Source organism: Streptomyces sp. NBC_00631 (genome assembly GCF_045206895.1).
In the GTDB taxonomy this organism is placed as follows: domain Bacteria; phylum Actinomycetota; class Actinomycetes; order Streptomycetales; family Streptomycetaceae; genus Streptomyces.
Map to the genome: position 1 here is coordinate 4,800,280 of NZ_CP107734.1, position 19,937 is coordinate 4,820,216.

The 19,937-nt window shown below is 71.9% G+C and carries 15 protein-coding genes; 4 read left to right on the top strand and 11 right to left on the bottom strand.

Annotated features, from left to right (window positions below; genetic code table 11):
• Positions 1-29: 29 nt before the first annotated feature.
• From OHB00_RS21940 to rsmI, 10 genes are all read right to left on the bottom strand, one after another.
• Positions 30-722: a LuxR C-terminal-related transcriptional regulator gene (locus OHB00_RS21940; RefSeq protein ID WP_406436731.1), complete on the bottom strand. Its 693-nt coding sequence runs from the start codon at positions 720-722 to the stop codon at positions 30-32.
• Positions 723-925: 203 nt separating this feature from the next.
• Positions 926-2,578, bottom strand: coding sequence for a PQQ-binding-like beta-propeller repeat protein (locus OHB00_RS21945; protein ID WP_406436733.1), 1,653 nt, complete (start codon positions 2,576-2,578; stop codon positions 926-928).
• A gap of 79 nt (positions 2,579-2,657) precedes the next feature.
• Complete coding sequence (locus OHB00_RS21950; protein ID WP_406436735.1) at positions 2,658-4,505, bottom strand: hypothetical protein; 1,848 nt, start codon at positions 4,503-4,505, stop codon at positions 2,658-2,660.
• Positions 4,506-4,759: 254 nt separating this feature from the next.
• Positions 4,760-6,562 carry an ABC-F family ATP-binding cassette domain-containing protein gene (locus OHB00_RS21955; protein ID WP_406436736.1) on the bottom strand — a complete coding sequence of 601 codons (1,803 nt, stop codon included), beginning with the start codon at positions 6,560-6,562 and terminating at the stop codon, positions 4,760-4,762.
• A 154-nt stretch (positions 6,563-6,716) separates the two neighbouring features.
• Positions 6,717-7,646 (bottom strand): 4-(cytidine 5'-diphospho)-2-C-methyl-D-erythritol kinase, encoded by a 930-nt coding sequence (locus tag OHB00_RS21960; RefSeq protein WP_406436738.1) that lies wholly within the window; start codon positions 7,644-7,646, stop codon positions 6,717-6,719.
• Positions 7,643-8,572 carry a 16S rRNA (adenine(1518)-N(6)/adenine(1519)-N(6))-dimethyltransferase RsmA gene (rsmA, locus tag OHB00_RS21965; protein WP_406436740.1) on the bottom strand — a complete coding sequence of 310 codons (930 nt, stop codon included), beginning with the start codon at positions 8,570-8,572 and terminating at the stop codon, positions 7,643-7,645. Before rsmA ends, OHB00_RS21960 begins: the two co-directional genes overlap by 4 nt.
• A gap of 79 nt (positions 8,573-8,651) precedes the next feature.
• Entirely contained in the window at positions 8,652-10,028 is a 1,377-nt protein-coding gene (locus OHB00_RS21970) for a ubiquitin-like domain-containing protein (RefSeq protein WP_406436742.1), read from the bottom strand.
• 156 nt (positions 10,029-10,184) lie between these two features.
• Positions 10,185-11,087, bottom strand: a complete 903-nt coding sequence (locus OHB00_RS21975; RefSeq protein WP_406436744.1) for a TatD family hydrolase — start codon at positions 11,085-11,087, stop codon at positions 10,185-10,187.
• A gap of 46 nt (positions 11,088-11,133) precedes the next feature.
• Positions 11,134-11,562 (bottom strand): hypothetical protein, encoded by a 429-nt coding sequence (locus tag OHB00_RS21980; RefSeq protein WP_406436746.1) that lies wholly within the window; start codon positions 11,560-11,562, stop codon positions 11,134-11,136.
• A 478-nt stretch (positions 11,563-12,040) separates the two neighbouring features.
• Entirely contained in the window at positions 12,041-12,889 is an 849-nt protein-coding gene (rsmI, locus tag OHB00_RS21985) for a 16S rRNA (cytidine(1402)-2'-O)-methyltransferase (protein ID WP_406436748.1), read from the bottom strand.
• A 104-nt stretch (positions 12,890-12,993) separates the two neighbouring features.
• Here rsmI and OHB00_RS21990 point away from each other — a divergent pair, with 104 nt between their 5' ends.
• From OHB00_RS21990 to OHB00_RS22000, 3 genes are all read left to right on the top strand, one after another.
• On the top strand, positions 12,994-14,775 hold the full coding sequence (locus tag OHB00_RS21990) for a dolichyl-phosphate-mannose--protein mannosyltransferase (RefSeq protein ID WP_406436750.1): 1,782 nt from the start codon (positions 12,994-12,996) through the stop codon (positions 14,773-14,775).
• A 156-nt stretch (positions 14,776-14,931) separates the two neighbouring features.
• A complete protein-coding gene (locus OHB00_RS21995) occupies positions 14,932-16,542 on the top strand; it encodes a penicillin-binding transpeptidase domain-containing protein (protein ID WP_406436752.1) in 1,611 nt (536 codons plus the stop codon).
• Positions 16,543-16,644: 102 nt separating this feature from the next.
• Positions 16,645-18,315, top strand: a complete 1,671-nt coding sequence (locus OHB00_RS22000; protein WP_406436754.1) for a penicillin-binding transpeptidase domain-containing protein — start codon at positions 16,645-16,647, stop codon at positions 18,313-18,315.
• Between the two features lie 29 nt (positions 18,316-18,344).
• Here the strand turns inward: OHB00_RS22000 and OHB00_RS22005 are convergent, their stop codons facing one another.
• Positions 18,345-18,692: an SsgA family sporulation/cell division regulator gene (locus tag OHB00_RS22005; RefSeq protein ID WP_406436756.1), complete on the bottom strand. Its 348-nt coding sequence runs from the start codon at positions 18,690-18,692 to the stop codon at positions 18,345-18,347.
• 173 nt (positions 18,693-18,865) lie between these two features.
• Here OHB00_RS22005 and OHB00_RS22010 point away from each other — a divergent pair, with 173 nt between their 5' ends.
• A complete protein-coding gene (locus OHB00_RS22010; protein WP_406436757.1) occupies positions 18,866-19,936 on the top strand; it encodes an energy-coupling factor ABC transporter permease in 1,071 nt (356 codons plus the stop codon).
• The last annotated feature ends 1 nt before the right edge of the window (position 19,937 follow it).

Sequence of the window (19,937 nt, forward strand, 5' to 3'; positions counted from 1 at the left end):
GAGCCTCACATTGACACAGCCCCGCGCCCCTAAAGGGGCGCCTGGGTGCCGCCGTTGAGAGGGCCCGCCCTGTCCAGCAGGCCTGTTCGTGCCGCCAGGGCCGCTGCCTCCAGCCTCGACCCCACCCCCAGCTTCATCAGGACCCTCTGCACATGGGTGCGGGCCGTGCTCGGGGCGATGCCCATGCCGGCGGCGATGAGGCGGGTGTCCTCGCCGTCGGCGACGCGGACCAGGACCTCCACCTCCCTCGGGGTGAGCATCTGGAGGAGGCGCTGGCCCTCGTCGTCGGGCTGGGCGGCCGGGTTGAGGAGTTCACCGAAGGCGCCCTGGAGCAGGGCGGGCGCCACGGCGGCCTCCCCGGCCCGGGCCTTGATGATCGCCCGCTCGACGCCCTCAATCCGCTCGTCGTGCCGGACGTACCCGGAGGCGCCCGCGGCGAAGGCCGCCGCGATGCCCCGCGGGGACGGCACCGGGCCCAGGACCAGCACCGCGACCTGCGGCCGCTCCTTCTTGATGCGCACCACCGGGTCGAAGATGCCCGGCTCGGCCGGGGTCGCCGTACCCAGCAGGCACACCTCGGGCGCCCGTGTGATCACCAGCTCGGCCGCGCCCGCCGCCGGTGCCGCCGCGGCCAGCACCCGGTGGCCGCGCAGTTTCAGCGCCGAGGCCAGCGCCTCCGCGAGCAACCGGTGGTCGTCGACCACCATGAGCCGCACTCCCATAGAGCAACCCCCCAGTCCCCCCAATGGATGCCCCACTATGGATCCCCACTGGTCCACATGGACAGAGGGCCCCCCGGCACCCCGTCCTTCATGCCCCCGGAAGCTACACGCTTGTTCGACGTCGCGCTGCCCCTACTGATGAGAAGTGCCCCGGATCGGAGGAATCTCGGGGTTTTCTCGTATTCGAGGGTGAAGAGCGCGTATCAGCCACCCGCACCGAAGGCGGTGACCAGGTACTCCCTGCCCGACGAGGACGAACTGGGAGCATGGGCGTACACGGCGGACAGGTAGAGGCGCCCCTGGGCGTAGCGGACCTCCGCGTACTCCGGTGACATGCTGGTCTCCACCGCCTTGACCGCCGTGGTCGCCGGGTTCTCCAGCAGCTTGGTCTCCTTGAAGGAACCGCCGTCGATACTGACGACCTGAGCGCCCTTGTCGTACGGGGCGTTCTTGTACGCGATCACATCGGGGCCGTCCATGCGCAGCGGCGTGATCGTGTAGTTGTTCCCGGCGTCGGCGCGCTGGCCGGTCTGCTTGCCGGTGGCCAGGTCGAAGGCGACGATCTCGTTGGTCTTCGTGTAGTCCCCGTCGCCGTCGTGCTCCTCGGTCGCCAGGTAGAGCCGGTCGTTGCCGACCACCACGCCCGTGCACTTCTCCAGTTCGTAGATGCCGTCGCAGCGGGCCGCGTAGGAGCTGCCCGGTGTGGAGATACGGGTGCGCAGGGCGCCGGTCCTGTTGTCGATGGAGAAGACGTCCGAGAAGCCGCTGCCGTCGCCGGCGCTGTCGTTGACGTCGGCGGCCACCACCAGCGGGTCGGTCGACACGACGCTCGCGTAGTCGATGCCCGAGGTCATCCTGTACTCGGAGAGCACCTTGCCGGAGACCGGGTCGAGGGTCTGGATGCGCAGCTGGCCGCTGTCGCCGCTGCCGCACCTGCGGACCGCGACCAGCTTGGCGCCGCCGCCGTAGCCTGCGTCGTAGCAGCTGTCACCCGGCTTCGGCTGCCAGCGGACCGTGCCGGAGGCGAGGTCGAAGGCGGCGCCACCGCTGCTGCCGCCGACCGCGACCGTCTGCTGAGCGACCGTCACATTGTCGAAGTTGACCGGGACATCGCCGGACTTGATCGTCCTGGTCCACAGTTTCCTGCCGGCGTTCAGGTCGATCGCGGCGACCTGGGTGCAGCCGGCCGTGGAGCCCTTGGCGGGCATCTTCGGCTGGAAGACGACCGCGGTCAGCCCGTCGGCGCTGACGTGCCCGGTGGCTCGGCAGACCGGGCCGGACAGCGGGACCGTCCACAGCTTGGCGCCCGTGCCGGGGTCGTAGCCGGTGATCTCCGCGACGCCGCTCTTCGCGTACACCTTGCCGGTGAGCCAGGAACCCGCGGTGACGGTGGTGTCCTTCGCCGTGGGCAGCGGGACCTGGAAGAGGACCTTGGAGGTGGTGTCCGCGGGCACCTTCTCGGTGCCCTTGCCGCTCTTGCCGCCGTTCGCGTCCTTGCCGCCGGTGCTGCCGCCGGAGTTCGCGGTGTCGTCCTTCCTGCCGTCGCCACCCGAGGACCTGGCGTACCAGATCCCGCCGCCGACGATCAGCGCGATGGCGGCCACCGCGGCGACGACGATGAGCAGCGCGGCGTTGTTCCGGCCCCCGGGGGCCGGAGCGGGGCCGCCCGGCCGGCCTGGCTGGCCGCCCGGGTAGCCGTAGCCGTAACCGGGCTGCTGGGCGTACGGGTTCTGGGCCGGGGGCTGCTGCGGATAGCCGTACCCGGGCTGGGGCGGCTGCTGCGGATAGCCGTACCCGGGCTGCTGGGCGTACGGGTTGGGGGGCTGGTTGGGCGGGGGCGGGGGCGGCTGGGTCATGGCGGGGGTACCTCGAAGGACGGCGTGGGAGACGGCTGGGGACGGCGTGGAGCGCTGGACGGCACGGGACGGGCCCCGCTCAGTTGCCGAAGGCCATCATCAGCTTCTCCTTCGCGTCGTCGCTGCCGGTCAGCCGCGTGGCGGAGAGGTAGAGGCGGCCGTCGGCCCAGGCGACCGCGCCGTCGTAGAAGCCGTCCTCGATGTCGGCGGTGTGCTGCGGGTTCTGCTGCAGCCTGGTGGTGGGGTGGGCGGAGCCCGTGGTCGGGATCGACACGACCTGGCCGCCGGCGTCGTACGAAGGCCGTACGTACGCGACGAGTCTGCCGCCCTCGACCTCGATCGGGTACATCGGCTCGTCCGTCGGGGACTTCGCACGCCACTTCGCCGTGCCGTCGGTGAGGCTGATCGCGACGATCTCGTTGCCGCCGCTGCTCACGTCGGTCGGCAGGTAGAGGGTGCCGGCGTCGGCGGCCACGCCCTGGCAGCCCTGCAGGTCACGGTCGAGGCCCGCGAAACCGCACTGGGGCGCGAACTTCTCGTCCACCTTCACCTCGGAACGGAACGTGCCCTTGCCGTCCAGGACCGAGATGTTCCAGGCCTGCTTCTCCTCGTTGGTCATGTAGACCACGAGCGGGTCGACGGAATAGGTCCGCTCGACCGACCAGCCCTTCTTCACCGGCCGCGTCCACTCGACCCTGCCGGTGGCCGGGTCGAGCTGCGAGATCTCGTCGTGCGCGGTGCTGCCGCCGGCGCCGCAGGACGCCACCTCGACCAGCCGGTCGGTGCCGCCCGCGAACGCCGTCGGGAAGCAGGCCGCGCCGTACTTCTTCTTGTCGTACAACTTGGCGCCGCTGCCGAGGTCGTACGCCGTGCCCGACTCGGAGCGGCCCACCATCAGCGTCTTTCCACTGATCGTCAGCTCGATGCTGAGCGCGCTGTCGAACAGCCCGCCGTCGGCGACGGTCGCGGTCCAGCCCTTCTTGCCGGTGTCCAGGTCGATCTCCTGCAGCTGGTTGCACTTGGCGCGGTCGCTGGTGCCGTTCATGTAGGCCACGACGATCTTGTCGTCCGCCGACTTCTGCGAGGTGGCCGCGCAGATCTTCTGCGGGAACGCGATCGGGGCCCAGGCCTGGTCGCCGTTGCCCACCCGGTAGGCGAAGACCTGCTTGTACGCCGCCTTCACCGCCGTCTTCGCGGTGATCCACATGCCGGGTGCGTCGGCGCCGGAGGCGGGCGCGTCGGGTGCCGACCTGTACCAGAGCACCTTGGCCTCGCCGGGCTTGCGGCCCGCGTTGAGGTTCTGCGGGTCCTGACCGCCGTCGCCGCTGCCGTCACCGGGATCGGCCGGAGTGTCCGAGGCCTTCGGATCGCCGGACTGCTGGGCGACCGGCTTCTTGCCGTCGTCCCCGCCGCCGGTCACGGCGTACACCGTGCCGCCGACGACCAGCAGCCCCGCCACCGCCGCCGCGACGATCAGCGCGGGCTTGCCCCTGACCGGCCCGCCGCCTCCGCCGCCCGGCGGCGGGGTCGCCCCCGGTCCGCCGGGGCCACCGGGGTACTGCGGCTGCTGCGGAGGGAAGCCGTACCCGGGCTGCGGTCCGTACGGCCCCGCCGGAGCCGGTGCGCCGTACGGGCCGGCCGGCTGGGCGTAGGGGCCGGGGGCGGGCTGCTGCGGGTGGCCGTGACCGGGCTGTTGCGGGGCGCCGAAACCTCCCTGGGCGGGCGGCTGTTGCGGGGCGCCGAAACCTCCCTGGGCGGGCGGCTGTTGCGGGGCGCCGAAACCTCCCTGGGCGGGCGGCTGTTGCGGGGCGCCGAAACCTCCCTGGGCGGGCGGCTGTTGCGGGGCGCCGAAACCGCCGCCGGGCGGCGGCTGGTCCTGCGGTGCTCCGAAAGCGCCCTGCGGCGGCCGGCCGGGCGGCTGTGTCATCAGCGTTCTCCCCCTCGTTCACTGATTTTGAGCCACGCCTGAGGCTGGTGACGGGCCCTTGGCCGCACTCAGGCAGTTCTCAGACCGACCTTTCTACCACCCGGCACCGACAGCCCACGGGCCCACATCTGCCGCTGTTCCCAAGGGAGAACCGGCCCGTGATGCCGCCGTTACGCGCCTTCACGCCCCCTTCACCCGGCCCGCGCAAGGGGGTTGCAGCGGGACGGCGGTGGGCTCATTCACGCCGGTGGGCGCTACGCGTCCTCCGCCAACTCCAGCCAGCGCATCTCCAGTTCATCCCGCTCGCCGGCCAGGTCGCGCAGTTGCGCGTCGAGTTCGGCGACCTTCGCGAAGTCCGTGGCGTTCGCGGCGATCTGGTCGTGGAGCTTGGTCTCCTTCTCGGAGATCCGGTCCAACTGGCGCTCGACCTTCTGGAGTTCCTTCTTGGCGGCACGCTGGTCGGCGGCGCTGCGGTCGGCCGAGGGCGCCTTGGAGGCCGCGGCGGTGGCGGCGACGGCCTCCTCCATGCGCTGCCGGCGCTCCAGGTACTCGTCGATGCCGCGCGGCAGCATCCGCAGGGTGGCGTCGCCGAGGAGGGCGAAGACGCGGTCGGTGGTCCGCTCCACGAAGAACCGGTCGTGGGAGATGACGATCATCGAGCCGGGCCAGCCGTCGAGGACGTCCTCCAGCTGGGTGAGGGTCTCGATGTCGAGGTCGTTGGTGGGCTCGTCGAGGAAGAGCACGTTCGGCTCGTCCATGAGCAGGCGCAGCAGCTGGAGGCGGCGGCGCTCACCGCCGGACAGGTCGCCGACCGGCGTCCACTGCTTCTCCTTGCTGAAGCCGAACGTCTCGCACAGCTGCCCGGCGGTCATCTCCCGGCCCTTGCCGAGGTCGACGCGCTCGCGGACCTGCTGGACGGCTTCCAGGACCCGGGTGGCGGGGTTCAGTTCGGCGACCTCCTGGGAGAGGTAGGCCAGCTTGACGGTCTTGCCGACCGCGACCCGGCCGCCCGCCGGCTGCACCTCGCCCTCCGTCCGCGCCGCCTCGGCCATGGCGCGCAGCAGCGAGGTCTTGCCGGCGCCGTTGACACCGACCAGGCCGATGCGGTCGCCGGGGCCGAGCTGCCAGGTGACGTGCTTGAGCAGCACCTTGGGCCCGGCCTGGACGGTCACGTCCTCCAGGTCGAAGACGGTCTTGCCGAGCCGGGAGGAGGCGAACTTCATCAGCTCGGAGCTGTCGCGCGGCGGCGGCACGTCCCTGATCAGCTCGTTGGCGGCCTCCACGCGAAAGCGCGGCTTGGAGGTACGGGCGGGGGCCCCGCGGCGCAGCCAGGCGAGCTCCTTGCGGACCAGGTTCTGCCGCTTGGTCTCCTCGGTGGCCGCGATCCGCTCGCGCTCCGCGCGGGCGAAGACGTAGTCCGAGTAGCCGCCCTCGTACTCGTAGACGGCGCCGCGCTGCACGTCCCACATGCGGGTGCAGACCTGGTCGAGGAACCAGCGGTCGTGGGTGACGCAGACCAGCGCCGAGCGGCGCTCGCGCAGGTGCCTGGCCAGCCAGGAGATGCCCTCGACGTCGAGGTGGTTGGTGGGCTCGTCCAGGACGAGCAGGTCCTGCTCCTCGATGAGCAGCTTGGCGAGCGCGATACGCCGCCGCTCGCCACCGGAGAGCGGTCCGATGACGGTGTCCAGGCCCTTGGGGAAGCCCGGCAGGTCGAGGCCGCCGAAGAGACCGGTCAGGACGTCCCTGACCTTGGCGTTGCCGGCCCATTCGTGGTCGGCCATGTCACCGATGACCTCGTGCCGGACGGTGGCGGCCGGGTCGAGGGAGTCGTGCTGGGTGAGGACGCCGAGGCGCAGTCCGCCGGAGTGCGTGACGCGGCCGGTGTCGGCCTCCTCCAGCCTGGCGAGCATCCGGATGAGGGTGGTCTTGCCGTCGCCGTTGCGGCCCACCACACCGATGCGGTCGCCCTCCGACACGCCGAGCGAGACGCCGTCCAGCAGGGCACGGGTGCCGTAGACCTTGCTGACGTTCTCGACATTGACCAGGTTGACGGCCATTTCACTCCTGCGCACGGGGACGGTCAGCCTCCCAGCGTAATGCGCCCCGGGAGGCCGTCCGGCCGGGAGCCGCTCTCCGCCGGCCCGCCCGCTTCGTGCCCGGTACGGCCTCAGGCGCCCGTCGCCCCGACGCGCACCGGCGTGAGCGCTGGTGTCACGCCCCGGTGTGAGCGCTGATGTCGTGCGCCGAGGCGATGACGCGTGCGCCCGGCGCGGGTGCCGTCGCCGTGCGGACCGTGCGGCAGGTGCCGGAGGCGACGAGGGCCTCGGAGACCTTCCGCGCCGACGCGGTGTCGCGGACCAGGAACGCCGTGGTGGGCCCGGAGCCGGAGACCAGCGCGGCGAGGGCGCCGGCCGCGCGGCCCGCGGCGAGGGTGTCCGCGAGTTCCGGGAAGAGGGAGAGCGCGGCGGGCTGGAGGTCGTTGGAGACGGCGGCGGCGAGCGCGTCGGCGTCGCCCTTGGCGAGGGCGTCGAGGAGGCCGCGGGAGGCGACCGGCTCCGGGATGTCGTGTCCCTCGGCGAGCCGGTCGAACTCGCGGAAGACGGCCGGGGTGGACAGCCCGCGCCCCGCCATCGCGAAGACCCAGTGGAAGGTGGCGCCGACGTCGAGGACCGAGAGCCGCTCGCCGCGCCCGGTGCCGAGGGCGGCGCCGCCGACCAGGCTGAAGGGCACGTCGCTGCCCAGGTCGGCGCAGATGGCGAGGAGTTCGGCGCGGGAGGCGCCGGCGCGCCAGAGTTCGTTGCAGGCGAGCAGCGCGCCCGCCCCGTCCGCGCTCCCCCCGGCCATGCCGCCGGCGACCGGGATGTCCTTGGCGATGTGGATGTGCACGGCCGGTTCGATGCCCCGGCGCCCGGCGAGCGCGAGCGCGGCCCGTGCCGCGAGGTTCGTGCGGTCGAGGGGGACCTGGCCGGCGTCCGGGCCCTCGCAGGTGATGCGCAGCTCGTCGGCGGGGGTGACGGTGACCTCGTCGTACAGGCCGACGGCGAGGAAGACGTTGGCCAGGTCGTGGAAGCCGTCGGGGCGCGCGGCACCCACGGCGAGCTGGACGTTGACCTTGGCGGGGACGCGTACCGTGACGCTCACTTGGCGGGCTCCTCCGTCGGGGGTGCGGCCCGCCGCGCAGCGGCCGTCTGATGCTGTGTCCCCCGCACGGACGCGGCTTCGGCGATCCTCGCGAACTCCTCCACCGTCAGCGCCTCTCCGCGGGCCTGCGGGGAGACCCCGGCCGCGACCAGCGCCGCCTCCGCGGCCGCCGCGGACCCGGCCCAGCCGGCGAGCGCCGCCCGCAGGGTCTTGCGGCGCTGCGCGAACGCCGCGTCGACGACCGCGAAGACCTCGCGCTTCGAGGCCGTCGTCTTCAGCGGTTCCGCGCGCCGCACGAGGGAGACGAGCCCGCTGTCGACGTTCGGCGCGGGCCAGAAGACGTTGCGCCCGATGGCGCCGGCACGCTTCACCTCGGCGTACCAGTTGGCCTTCACGGACGGCACGCCGTACACCTTGTTGCCGGGCTTGGCGGCGAGCCGGTCGGCGACCTCGGACTGCACCATCACCAGCGTCCGCTCGATGCTCGGGAAGGTGTCGAGCATGTGGAGGAGGACGGGGACGGCGACGTTGTAGGGCAGGTTCGCGACGAGCGCGGTCGGCGGGGGGCCGGGCAGCTCGGTGACGTGCATCGCGTCGGAGTGGACCAGCGCGAACCGGTCCGCGCGCGCCGGCATGCGCGCCGTGATCGTCGCGGGCAGGGCGCCGGCCAGGACGTCGTCGATCTCGACGGCGGTGACCCGGTCGGCGACCTCCAGGAGCGCGAGCGTGAGGGACCCGAGCCCCGGGCCGACCTCCACGACGACGTCGTCAGGGCGGACCTCGGCGGTGCGGACGATACGGCGGACCGTGTTGGCGTCGATCACGAAGTTCTGGCCGCGCTGCTTGGTGGGGCGTACACCGAGCGCTGCCGCGAGTTCACGGATGTCGGCCGGACCGAGGAGGGCGTCGGGGGTGGGGCTGCTCACGGGACAAGGGTACGGGCCGCCGACGGCACCTCCGGCCGGTCGCCCGACGGCAGCCGCACATTCCCCGCGGTCCCCGCGGTCACTTGTGCAGCCGCGCCCCGCAGTGGGGCCAGGGTGTGGAGCCGCGGCTCACGTAGAGCTTCTTCGCGCGGAACGTCTGTTCCTCGGCCGTGGCGTCCTGCGGGCGCCCGCTGCCGCCGAGGCTGTGCCAGGTGTGGGTGTCGAACTGGTACAGGCCGCCGTACGTCCCGGAGGGGTCCACCGCGTGCGCGCGGCCGCCGGACTCGCAGGCGGCCAGACCGTGCCAGTTCAGGCCGTCGGCGCCCTTCGGGGAGTCCGGGTGCGGCCTGGTCCCGACCTGGACGAGCTGGGTGCGCGGCTGCCGTACCACCTCGGACGTCTCGCGGCGCGGCTTCTGCCGGACTCCGTTGACGGTCCGCAGGTAGTAGGTCACACGGCGCAGCCCCGGCCGCCCGGTCTGCTCGACCACCTCGACGCCCTTGAACAGCGTCGGATCGGCTGTCCGCCGCACCTCGAACGGGATGATCTCCTCGCGCACCTCCCTGCTGCCCGTGACGCGCAGCACGGTCACCGTCTGGCCGTCGCGCGGGAAGGCGGACTGGGGCACCGAGGTGGTGTCCTGGCCGTGCAGGGTGATCCCGGCCTCCTCGACGGCCTCGCCGACGGTCGCGGCGTTGGTGCGGATGGTCCGGGTCCGGCCGTCCGCCAGGATCGTGACCGTGCGCTCGGTGCGCACGTCGAGCGCGAGCCCGGCGCGTCCGATGCTCTGGGAGCGCGAGGCCGACAGGTAGGCGCCTTCGGCACGCACCCCCAGCTGCCTGAGCGCCCCGTCCACCGTGCGCGCCGTCGTCCACAACTCGCGCCGTTCGCCGTCCAGCGTGAGCCGTACGGGGCGGCCGTAGCGCACCGCGACCTCGTCGCCGCTGGCCAGCGGCGTGCCGGGGGCAGGCGCCACCACGTCGTGCGCCCCGACCGGTACGCCCTCCTCGGCCAGCAGGCCGGTCACGTCGTCCGCGAACGTGTGCAGCATGCGCGGCCTGCCGTCCACGGTCAGCTCGATCGCCTTGTCCTTGGCGAGGAACGCGGTGGTGCCACCCGCGAGGAACGCGACGACGAGCGCCTGCGGCAGCAGACGGCGCACGGCGGACTCCGGGCGCCTGGAGTACCGCGCCTTCCGCCGGCGCGCGGCACGCCGTCCCGCCACCGCGTGGGCGCCCCCCGCACGCGGCTCCTTCTCCACACCGCGCTCGCCCTGCCGCGGCAGCACCGACTCACTCCCGTACGCCTGCTGCGCCGCGACCTCGTACGCCGGCCGGTACGTGTCACCGCCGTACGCCGTGCCGTAGCCCAGCGTCCGGGCGTCGTGCACGCCGTGCGCTCCGGGCGCACGGTAGGGGTCGTACGCCCCAGACGTCTCGTACTGCGATGGGCTCACGCCGACACGCTCCAGAGGGCCAGAGGGGTCCGGATCGGGCACCAGAACCTAGCGGAGCACCCGTCACTCTCCAAAGCGGCACGACTACCCACGGTCGCGGGCGAACCCGAGGCGTGCCCCTGCGAACGTTATGCGCCAGTTATGATCGATACACGCTCAGTAGCCGAAGGCGCGGGCCGTGTTCGCGCTCAGGGCCGTCGCCAGCGCGTCCTCGTCGATGCCGCGCACGGCGGCCATCGCGCGCACCGTGACCGGAATGAGATACGGGGCGTTGGGCCGTCCGCGGTACGGCGCCGGGGTCAGGAAGGGCGCGTCGGTCTCCACCAGCAGCAGTTCGAGCGGCGCCACCGCCACGGCGTCCCGCAGGTTCTGGGCGTTCTTGAAGGTGACGTTGCCGGCGAAGGACATGAAGTAGCCCTCGCGGGCGCACTCCTCGGCCATCTCGGCGTCCCCGGAGTAGCAGTGGAACACCGTCCGCTCGGGGGCGCCCTCCTCCTTGAGGACGCGCAGGACGTCGGCGTGGGCGTCGCGGTCGTGGATGACGAGGGCCTTGCCGTGCCGCTTGGCGATCTCGATGTGGGCGCGGAAGGAGCGCTCCTGGGCGGCCTTGCCCTCGGGCCCGGTACGGAAGTAGTCGAGGCCGGTCTCACCGACGCCCTTCACCTGGGGCAGCCCGGCCAGCCGGTCGATCTCGGCGAGCGCCTCGTCCAGCGCGGCGTCACCGCCCGCCGCCCGCGCCCCCTGCCGTGACCAGCTGTCGGGATCGCCGTGCACGATGCGCGGGGCCTCGTTGGGGTGCAGGGCGACGGTCGCGTGGACGTTCTCGTGCGCGGCGGCGGTGTCGGCCGCCCACCGCGAGCCCTTGATGTCGCAGCCGACCTGGACGACGGTCGCCACGCCCACCGACGCGGCCTTCGCGAGGCCCTCCTCGACCGTGCCGGACTGCATGTCGAGGTGGGTGTGCGAGTCGGCGACGGGCACCCGGAGGGGTTCCGGGAGCGGCGGCGCCGCGTTCTTGTCGGCCGTGCGCGAGGCCGTAGCGGAGGCGTTCGAAGGCATGCCCCGATCCTACGAAAGGGGCATGCCCGCCGGATCCGGGCCCGGGTCAGCTCGCCTTGCGCTGGAAGGGGTGCAGGAGATCCGACAGGTGCCAGTGGTGTGGCTCACCGACCTCGGCGGGGGCCTCCGCGACCGGCCCGGTCCCCGCGTCGGCCTGCCCGGCGGAACGGTCCCGCACCGGCGGCTGGTGCGACCGCTGGGCCGCGTCGCGCACCGACGAGACCTGCCCCGCGCGCATGATCCGCAGGACCTGGCCGTCGCAGTTCTGGCACGAGGGCCGGCTCAGCGGCGACGGAACGACCCGGCCGTTCGCCACGTACCTGACGAACTCGTGGTTGTCGGCGTCGGTGTGGTGCTCTATCTCGTACGACTGCTCCCAGCCGTGCCCGCATCGCATGCAGGCGAAGGAATACGACTCGTGGACGACTGCTGCGGCCGCACCGCGGAGGCCGGTCTGCCCTGCGATCTCACTCATGCCAGCTCCTCTTGTCCGCTCGGACAAGCACGCACCCCCGGCGCGGGGATTCCCCCCGGAATCCCATGGGGGTGAGGGACGGGTGCGTCCCTGCTGACCAGTGGACGCCTTCACCGGCGCGAATGCGACAGGCCTGCCGACTGTTGGAGGCGATTTGGACTCCGCTTGCCGAATCGGCCTTTCGGCAGGGGGATTGGCTTTGCCTTTCCCGCCCTCGCTTTACCGTGCCGTGGGGCGCGCGCTCAGAGGAGTCGCACCCCGCTCAGAGGACACATCACCGCAGGTCAGGGGCGCACGCTCAGTCGAGAAGCGACCCGCTCAGAGATCAAGGAGCGCCCCCTCGCAACGCCGGTCCCGAGGCGCCCCGTCAGGGGCGCGGGGCTGCATTCGATATGCGGCTTCCGCCGCGTGGGCGCGGCCAGCCCCCACCGCCCCGCACACGACCACACAAGAGCAACCACGACGGCGCTCGACGACGCTACCCCTCCGCCCGCTTCGCGGCGACCACGGCGTCGAACACCACCCGCTTGGGAATCCCCGCCTCCACCGCCACCGCGGCGATCGCCTCCTTGCGCCGCTCTCCGGCCTCCTCCCGCACCCGCACCCGCCGCACGAGCTCCGCCGCGTCGAGTTCCTCGGCGCCGCGCTCCGGGGCGCCCTCGACGACCACGGTGATCTCGCCGCGCACCCCGTCGGCGGCCCACACCGCCAGCTCGGCCAGCGGACCGCGCCGTACCTCCTCGTACGTCTTGGTCAGCTCACGGCAGACGGCGGCCCGCCGCTCGGCGCCGAAGACCTCGGCCATGGCGGCGAGGGTGTCGTCGAGGCGGTGCGGGGCCTCGAAGTAGACGAGGGTGCGGCGCTCCTCGGCCACCTCCTGGAGCCGGGAGCGCCGTTCACCCGCCTTGCGCGGCAGGAATCCCTCGAAGCAGAACCGGTCGACGGGCAGCCCGGACAGCGCGAGCGCGGTGAGCACGGCGGACGGCCCGGGGACGGCCGTGACCCGGATCTCCTTCTCCACGGCGGCCGCCACCAGCCGGTAGCCGGGGTCGGAGACGGACGGCATCCCGGCGTCGGTCACGAGCAGCACGCGCGCGCCGCCGACGAGTTCCTCGACCAGTTCCGGGGTGCGGGCGGCCTCGTTGCCCTCGAAGTACGACACCACGCGCCCCTTGGGGGTCACGCCCAGTGCCTGGGTGAGCCACCGCAGCCGCCGGGTGTCCTCGGCCGCGATCACGTCGGCGCCGGTCAGCTCCGCGACGAGCCGGGGCGGGGCGTCCGCGACGTCGCCGATGGGGGTGCCTGCGAGGACAAGGGTTCCAGTCACGGCTCCATCCTCGCAGCCGCCACTGACAGCGCCGAACGCAAAGGAACCGACCGTGAAGCCCCATTGCACGGGACTCACACAGAACGGTTCCCTACGATGGCGCGGTGACCAGTACCGCGTCCTCCACGGACACCCGGCAGGGCCAGGCGGCGCTCGACGAGCGGCCGGCGTGGCAGCAGCGGCTGCGCCGGTTCGGCTACACGGCCAGCCCGGCGCACACCCCCGGCGACAGAGGCGCCGCGGGCTCCGGCACGCCCGCCGAGGTCGTCGACCGCCTGGTGCCGCCGTACGCCGAGCCCAGCTCCCGGCTGTGGCTCGCCCTGGGGGTGCCCCCGGGGCTCGCCGAGCGGATCACCCGCTGGTCGGGCTGGGGCGGGCCGCTCCTGGTGACGCTGGTGGCGGGTCTGCTGCGGTTCTGGAACCTGGGCAGCCCCAAGGCGGTGATATTCGACGAGACGTACTACGCCAAGGACGCGTGGGCGCTCGTCCACCGCGGTTTCGAGGTCAACTGGGACAAGAACGCCAACGACCTGATCCTGCAGAAGGCGGGCCACGTCGGCATCCCGGTGGACGCGGCGTACGTCGTGCACCCGCCGGTCGGCAAGTACGTCATCGGGCTCGGGGAGCTGATCTTCGGCTTCGACCCGTTCGGCTGGCGCTTCATGACGGCGCTGCTGGGCACGCTGAGCGTGCTGCTGCTGTGCCGGATCGGGCGCCGCATCTTCCGGTCCACCTTCCTGGGCTGCCTGGCGGGCGGGCTGATGGCGGTGGACGGTCTGCACTTCGTGATGAGCCGCACCTCGCTGCTCGACGGGGTGCTGATGTTCTTCGTGCTGGCCGCGTTCGGCTGCCTGGTCATCGACCGGGACAAGGCGCGGGAGAAACTCGCGGCCGCGCTGCCGCCGGACGCGTCCGGCCGGGTCCGCCCGGACGCGCGCGTGGCCGACGGTCTCCGCTTCGGGTGGCGTCCCTGGCGCTGGGCCGCGGGTGTGCTGCTGGGCCTCGCGATCGGCACCAAGTGGAACGGCCTCTACATCCTGGTCGCGTTCTGCGTGATGGCGGTGTTGTGGGACGTCGGTGCCCGCAAGGTGGCCGGTGCCCGGCACCCGTACCGGGCGGCCCTGGTCCACGACACGGGGATCACGTTCCTGGCGACGGTCCCGGTGGCGGTCGCCGTCTACCTGACCTCCTGGATCGGCTGGATCCTGTCCCCCACCGACGGCACCGGCGGCTACTTCCGCAACTGGGCGGCCACCGCCGGCAAGGGCGGTCACTGGACGTTCCTGCCGGACTGGCTGCGCAGCCTGTGGCACTACGAGCACGAGGTGTACCTGTTCCACGTCGGCCTGTCGACGCCGCACACCTACATGTCGAACCCGTGGTCCTGGCTGGTACTGGGCCGCCCGGTGTCGTACTACTACGAGTCGCCGTCCCCGGGTGTGGACGGCTGCCCGTCCGACGCCGGCGAGAAGTGCGCCCGTGAGGTGCTCGCGATCGGCACCCCGCTGCTGTGGTGGGCGGCCTGCTTCGCGATCGTCTACATCCTGTACCGGTGGGCGTTCCGCCGCGACTGGCGGGCCGGCGCCATCGCCTGTGGCATCGCGGCCGGCTACCTGCCCTGGTTCATGTACCAGGAGCGCACGATCTTCCTCTTCTACGCAGTCGTCTTCGTGCCGTTCCTCTGTCTCGCGGTGGCGATGATGATCGGCGCGATCATCGGCCCGCCGGGCTCCAGCGACACCCGCCGGCTGGTCGGCGCGTCGAGCGCGGGTGTCCTGGTGCTGCTGATCGCCTGGAACTTCATCTACTTCTGGCCGCTGTACACGGGCACAGCGATCCCCATAGATTCCTGGCGTTCACGTATGTGGCTCGACACCTGGGTCTGAGCCAGATCCCTGATCTCCGTTCGGCCAACAGTTCGGCCAACAATCGGTCAACCCCTGCCACAGGGGCCCCACAACGACCTAAAGTGCGAGTCACAGCCAGCTTTTGAACGCGTTCACAAAATGCGGCAAAAGCTCACGGGGAGGGATTTTCGCACCATGCGCAAGGGGGTCAAGGGTGCCCTGGTCGGCGGCGTCTGCGCCGCTGTGCTGGGCGGGGGCGGGTACGGCGCCTACACCGTCCTGTCGGCGCTGCACGGCGACGGCACACCGACCGTACGGACGGGGCCGCCCACGAAGGACGAGATAAAGGACACCAGCCAGAAGTTCTTCACCGCGTGGGAGAAGGGCCAGTCGGTGACCGCGGCGTCGTACACCAACGACTCCGCCGACGCCGAACCCGTGCTCACGTCCTTCAACGACGTGGCGCACATCAAGGACGTGCACATCACGCCCGGCAGGGCGACCGGCGCCACCGTGCCGTACAGCGTGAAGGCGACCGTGTCCTACGGCGGGAAGTCGAAACCGCTCGCCTACAAGAGCCGTCTGACCGTCGTGCGCGGCGAGACCACGCACCGCGCGCTCGTCGACTGGGATCCGTCGGTGATCCACCCGCAGCTGAAGCGCGGCGACACCCTGTCCACCGGCGAGGCGGCGAGCCCGCCGATCGAGGCCGTGGACCGCAACGGCCAGGTCCTCAGCAAGGACAAGTACCCGTCCCTGGGCCCGATCCTGGACGAACTGCGCAGCCGGTACGGCGACAAGGCGGGCGGCACCCCCGGCGTGGAACTGGTCGTCCAGCACGCGTCCGCGGAGTCCGCCGACACCACTCTGCTGACCCTCGCCGAGGGCAGGGCCGGCAAGCTGCGGACGACGCTCGACGCGCGCGTGCAGGCCGCCGCCGAGACCGCGGTGACGAAGTACGCCGAGTCGTCGGTGGTGGCCGTCAAGCCCAGCACCGGCGAGGTGCTGGCGGTCGCCAACCACCGCGAGGACGGGTTCAACGCGGCGTTCCTCGGCGAGCTGGCGCCCGGCTCCACCATGAAGATCATCAGCGCGGCCACCCTCATCGACACAGGGCTGACGACGGCGAACGGCCCGGCGCCCTGCCCGCCGACCGCGACCTGGCAGAGCCAGACCTTCAGCAACCTCAAGGGACTTCAGCCCGACGAGAAGGCCACCCTCTCGGACAGCTTCGCGCGCTCCTGCAACACGGCGTTCGTGAAGTACGCGGACTCGGTCCAGGTCGACTCGCTCACCAAGGAGGCCGAGGACGGCTTCGGGCTCGGGAAGAACAACTGGAAGGTGGGCATCCCGAGCTTCGACGGGCGCGTGCCGGCCTCCGGCGGCCCGGACACGGCGGCCAACCTGATCGGCCAGGGCCAGGTGCAGATGTCCCCGCTGAACATGGCCTCCGTGGCGGCGACCGCGATGACGGGAACCTTCCGGCAGCCGGTGCTCGTCCCGCAGAAGCTGGACGGCCGTGACCTGGCCACCGCCAAGGGACTCTCGTCCACCACGGTCGGTCAGTTGCGCGCCATGATGAACCGCACCGCGACCAGCGGCACCGCGGCCGGTGTGATGCGGGGGCTCAGCGGCAGCATCGGCGCCAAGACGGGGTCGGCGGAGGTCGACGGCCAGTCCAAGTCGAACAGCTGGTTCGCCGGTTACCGCAACGACGTCGCGGCCGCCGCCATGACCCAGGACGGCGGCCACGGCATCGACGCGGCCGGTCCGATTGTCGCGAGTGTGCTACGGATCGGTGGCTGACGTCACTCCCACAGACCGGGACTCTAGGCTTGTGCCGTCGTTGGGGAGCGTGAGGGCTACGGGGCGGCGGGGACCCTGGGGAATGCGCGGAGGAACGGACCAGTGGGCAAGAGAAGACGCGTCGATGAGCGACGGAAGCACAGACCCGCCGTCATCGGCGGGATGATCGCCGTCGTCGTCGGCGGCGCGGGCTTCGGCCTCTACGCCCTGTACGGCGGCGGGGCGGCCGACGCGGCGTCGACGAGGACGGCCGACCACAAGCCCGTCAAGACCGGCCCGCTGTCCGCCACCGAGGTGCAGACGACGGCGCGCACCTTCCTGTCGTCCTGGCAGCTGGGCAAGGTCACGCAGGCCGCCGCCGTCACGGACGACAGCAAGGCCTGCATCAAGCTCCTCACTGGCTACACCAAGGACGCCCACGTCACGGGCGTCACCCTCACCGAGGGCACCCGCACCGGTGACAAGGTCCCGTTCTCCGTCAAGGCGACCGTGTCGTACAAGGGCGTCAGCAAGCCCCTGTCGTACGACTCCGCGTTCACCGTGATCCGCCGGACCAGCGACGGCAAGCCGGTGGTGAACTGGCACGCCGCGGTCGTCCACCCGGACCTCTCGGACGGCGACACCCTGGTCACCGGCGAGTCCGGGACCCCGCCGATCAAGGCCCTGGACCGCGACGGCGGGGAGATCACCACCGCCAAGTACCCGTCGCTGGGCTCCGTCCTGGACGGGCTGCGGGAGAAGTTCGGCAAGAAGGCCGGCGGCAAGGCGGGCGTCGAACTGCGCGTGGTGCGCGGCACCGCGTCCCAGAAGGCGAAGCTCTCCGACAAGACGCTCCTGGAGCTCAGCAAGGGCACGCCGGGCACCGTGAAGACCACGCTCAGCCCGACCCTGCAGGCGGCCGCCGAGAAGCAGGTCACCACGCAGAAGAACGCCTCGGTCGTGATGATGCGCCCCTCGACCGGCGAGGTCCTCGCCGTCGCCAACTCCAGCCACGGCTTCAACGTGGCCTTCCAGGGCTCCCTCGCCCCCGGCTCCACGATGAAGATCATCACGTCGACGATGCTGTTCGAGAAGGGGCTCATCACCCCGGACGCGTCGCACCCCTGCCCGAAGACGTACAAGCTCGCCGGCTGGACGTTCCACAACGACGACGACTCCGAGATCAAGCAGGGCTCGTTCAAGCTGAGTTTCGGCGCCTCCTGCAACAACGCCTTCATCGACTTCGCGCCCAAGCTCTCCAACAGTGACCTGACCACCGAGGCCCAGCAGGTCTACGGCCTCGGCATGAACAACTGGGCCATCGGCGTCCCGACCTTCGACGGCTCCGTCCCGGTGCAGAGCGGCGCGCAGATGGGCGCCTCGCTGATCGGGCAGGGCGGGGTGCGCATGAACCCGCTGAACATGGCGTCGGTGTCGGCCACGGTGGACACCGGCACCTTCCACCAGCCGTACCTGGTCGCCCCGAGCGTCGACAACCGGACGATCGCGAAGGCCTCGCGGACGATGTCGTCGAAGACGCAGTCGCAGCTGAAGGAGGTCATGCAGTACACCGCGGGGTACGGCACGGCGGCCAAGGCGATGTCCGGCCTGAGTTCGAGCTGCGGCGCCAAGACGGGGTCGGCCGAGGTCGACGGTCAGAAGAAGCCCAACGGCTGGTTCACCGCGTACTGCGGTGACTTCGCCGCCGCGGGCGTGGTCCAGGCGGGCGGCCACGGCGGCGACACGGCCGGGCCGATCGTGGCGGCGCTGCTGAAGCTCGGCTCGTCCCTCTAGGTTCGACGGGGCGTGTCGGCCCGGGCGCGTCAGCCGGCCACGGGAGTGGCCATGTAGGTGCGCCTGAGGAAGCGCAGCAGCGCCTTCGACTCGAACTGCACCACCGATGTGCCGTGGTCGGAGTGGAACTCCACCACGGCCTGGACCCGGCCCAGCGGCCACACCCGGACGTCACCGCTCTCCGCGGGCGCCCTGAGGCCTTCTTCCAGCAGCGAGCGCGAGAACGTCCACTCGTCCGTGCCGGGCAGGCCGACCTGCACCAATCGCGGGTCGGCGTCGGGGTCGTAGCGCAGGACGACGGGCACCGCGGGCGGCTCGTCCCGCGCGTCCTCGTCCGTGACGATGTGGGCTCGCGCATACTGCTCGACTACAGACATCGGACTGCCCTTTACGCTCCGTGATCTGTGCGAAAGCTGTGCATCCGCTTCCCCTCCAATGTCGCACATTTTCCGGAATGCGCTTGCGGGGCCGCCTCGCCCCGCACCCGACCCCGATGCGGCGACCTTCTCGCTCTTGCAAAAGCTTCGCAATAGACCTCTAAAATCGAACCGTGCATGTACCTGACGGATTCATCGACGCGCCCACCTCCGCGGTCACCGCGGCCGTCGCGGCCGGCGCCCTGGCGGTCGGCCTGCGCGGCGCACGCCGCGAACAGGGGGGCACCTCCCGCGCGAGCGAAGCCGAGCACGGGGGAGAGCGCACGGCACCGCTGGCCGGCCTGGTGGCGGCTTTCATCTTCGCCGTCCAGATGCTCAACTTCCCCGTAGCGGCCGGAACAAGCGGCCATCTGCTGGGCGGCGCGCTCGCCGCGATACTCGTCGGCCCCTGCACGGGCGTCCTGTGCGTGTCCGTGGTCCTCCTCATGCAGGGCGTCCTGTTCGCGGACGGCGGGCTGACCGCGCTCGGCGTCAACATCACCGACATGGCGTTCGTGACGACGGTGGTCGCGTACGCCGTCTTCCGCGGCCTGCTGAAGATCCTGCCCCGCTCCCGGCGCTCGGTGACCGGCGCCGCCTTCGTCGCCGCCCTGCTCTCGGTGCCCGCCGCCGCCGTCGCCTTCACGCTCCTCTACGCCGTCGGCGGCACCACCGACGTCGCCATCGGCAGGGTGGCCGGCGCGATGATCGGGGTGCACGTCCTCATCGGCGTCGGCGAGGCCGCGATCACCGCGCTCACGGTCGGCGCGGTCATCGCCGTACGCCCCGATCTGGTGTACGGGGCGCGCGGGTTGCGGCAGCGGCTGAAGTTGCGCGTGCACGGCGAACTGGTGGACGCGCCGGAGCCGACCGCGCCCGTGGCGGCGCGCACCTCCCGCCGTGCGCTGTGGATCAGCGGTCTGGTGACCTCCCTGGTGCTCGCCGGGTTCGTCAGCTTCTACGCCTCCGCCAGCCCCGACGGCCTGGAGAAGGTCGCCCGCGACCAGGGCATCGACACGAAGACGGAGGAGCACGCCGCGGCCGGCTCCCCGCTCGCCGACTACGGCGTCGAGGACGTCTCCGACCCCCGGCTCTCCGGTGGCCTCGCGGGCGTCATCGGGGTCGGTACGACCGTCGTCGCGGGCACCGCGGTGTTCTGGGCGGTGCGCAGGCGCCGTGCCGGCGCCCCGGCCGGGGCGCGCTGAC

What these genes read in the sequence shown, in the direction of transcription:
- OHB00_RS21980 (WP_406436746.1), bottom strand. Translation starts at nt 11,562, where the DNA reads ATGAGTGAGATCGCAGGGCAGACCGGCCTCCGCGGTGCGGCCGCAGCA.
- OHB00_RS21995 (WP_406436752.1), top strand. Translation starts at nt 14,932, where the DNA reads ATGCGCAAGGGGGTCAAGGGTGCCCTGGTCGGCGGCGTCTGCGCCGCT.
- OHB00_RS21945 (WP_406436733.1), bottom strand. Translation starts at nt 2,578, where the DNA reads ATGACCCAGCCGCCCCCGCCCCCGCCCAACCAGCCCCCCAACCCGTAC.
- OHB00_RS21975 (WP_406436744.1), bottom strand. Translation starts at nt 11,087, where the DNA reads ATGCCTTCGAACGCCTCCGCTACGGCCTCGCGCACGGCCGACAAGAAC.
- OHB00_RS21950 (WP_406436735.1), bottom strand. Translation starts at nt 4,505, where the DNA reads ATGACACAGCCGCCCGGCCGGCCGCCGCAGGGCGCTTTCGGAGCACCG.
- OHB00_RS22005 (WP_406436756.1), bottom strand. Translation starts at nt 18,692, where the DNA reads ATGTCTGTAGTCGAGCAGTATGCGCGAGCCCACATCGTCACGGACGAG.
- OHB00_RS21955 (WP_406436736.1), bottom strand. Translation starts at nt 6,562, where the DNA reads ATGGCCGTCAACCTGGTCAATGTCGAGAACGTCAGCAAGGTCTACGGC.
- OHB00_RS21940 (WP_406436731.1), bottom strand. Translation starts at nt 722, where the DNA reads ATGGGAGTGCGGCTCATGGTGGTCGACGACCACCGGTTGCTCGCGGAG.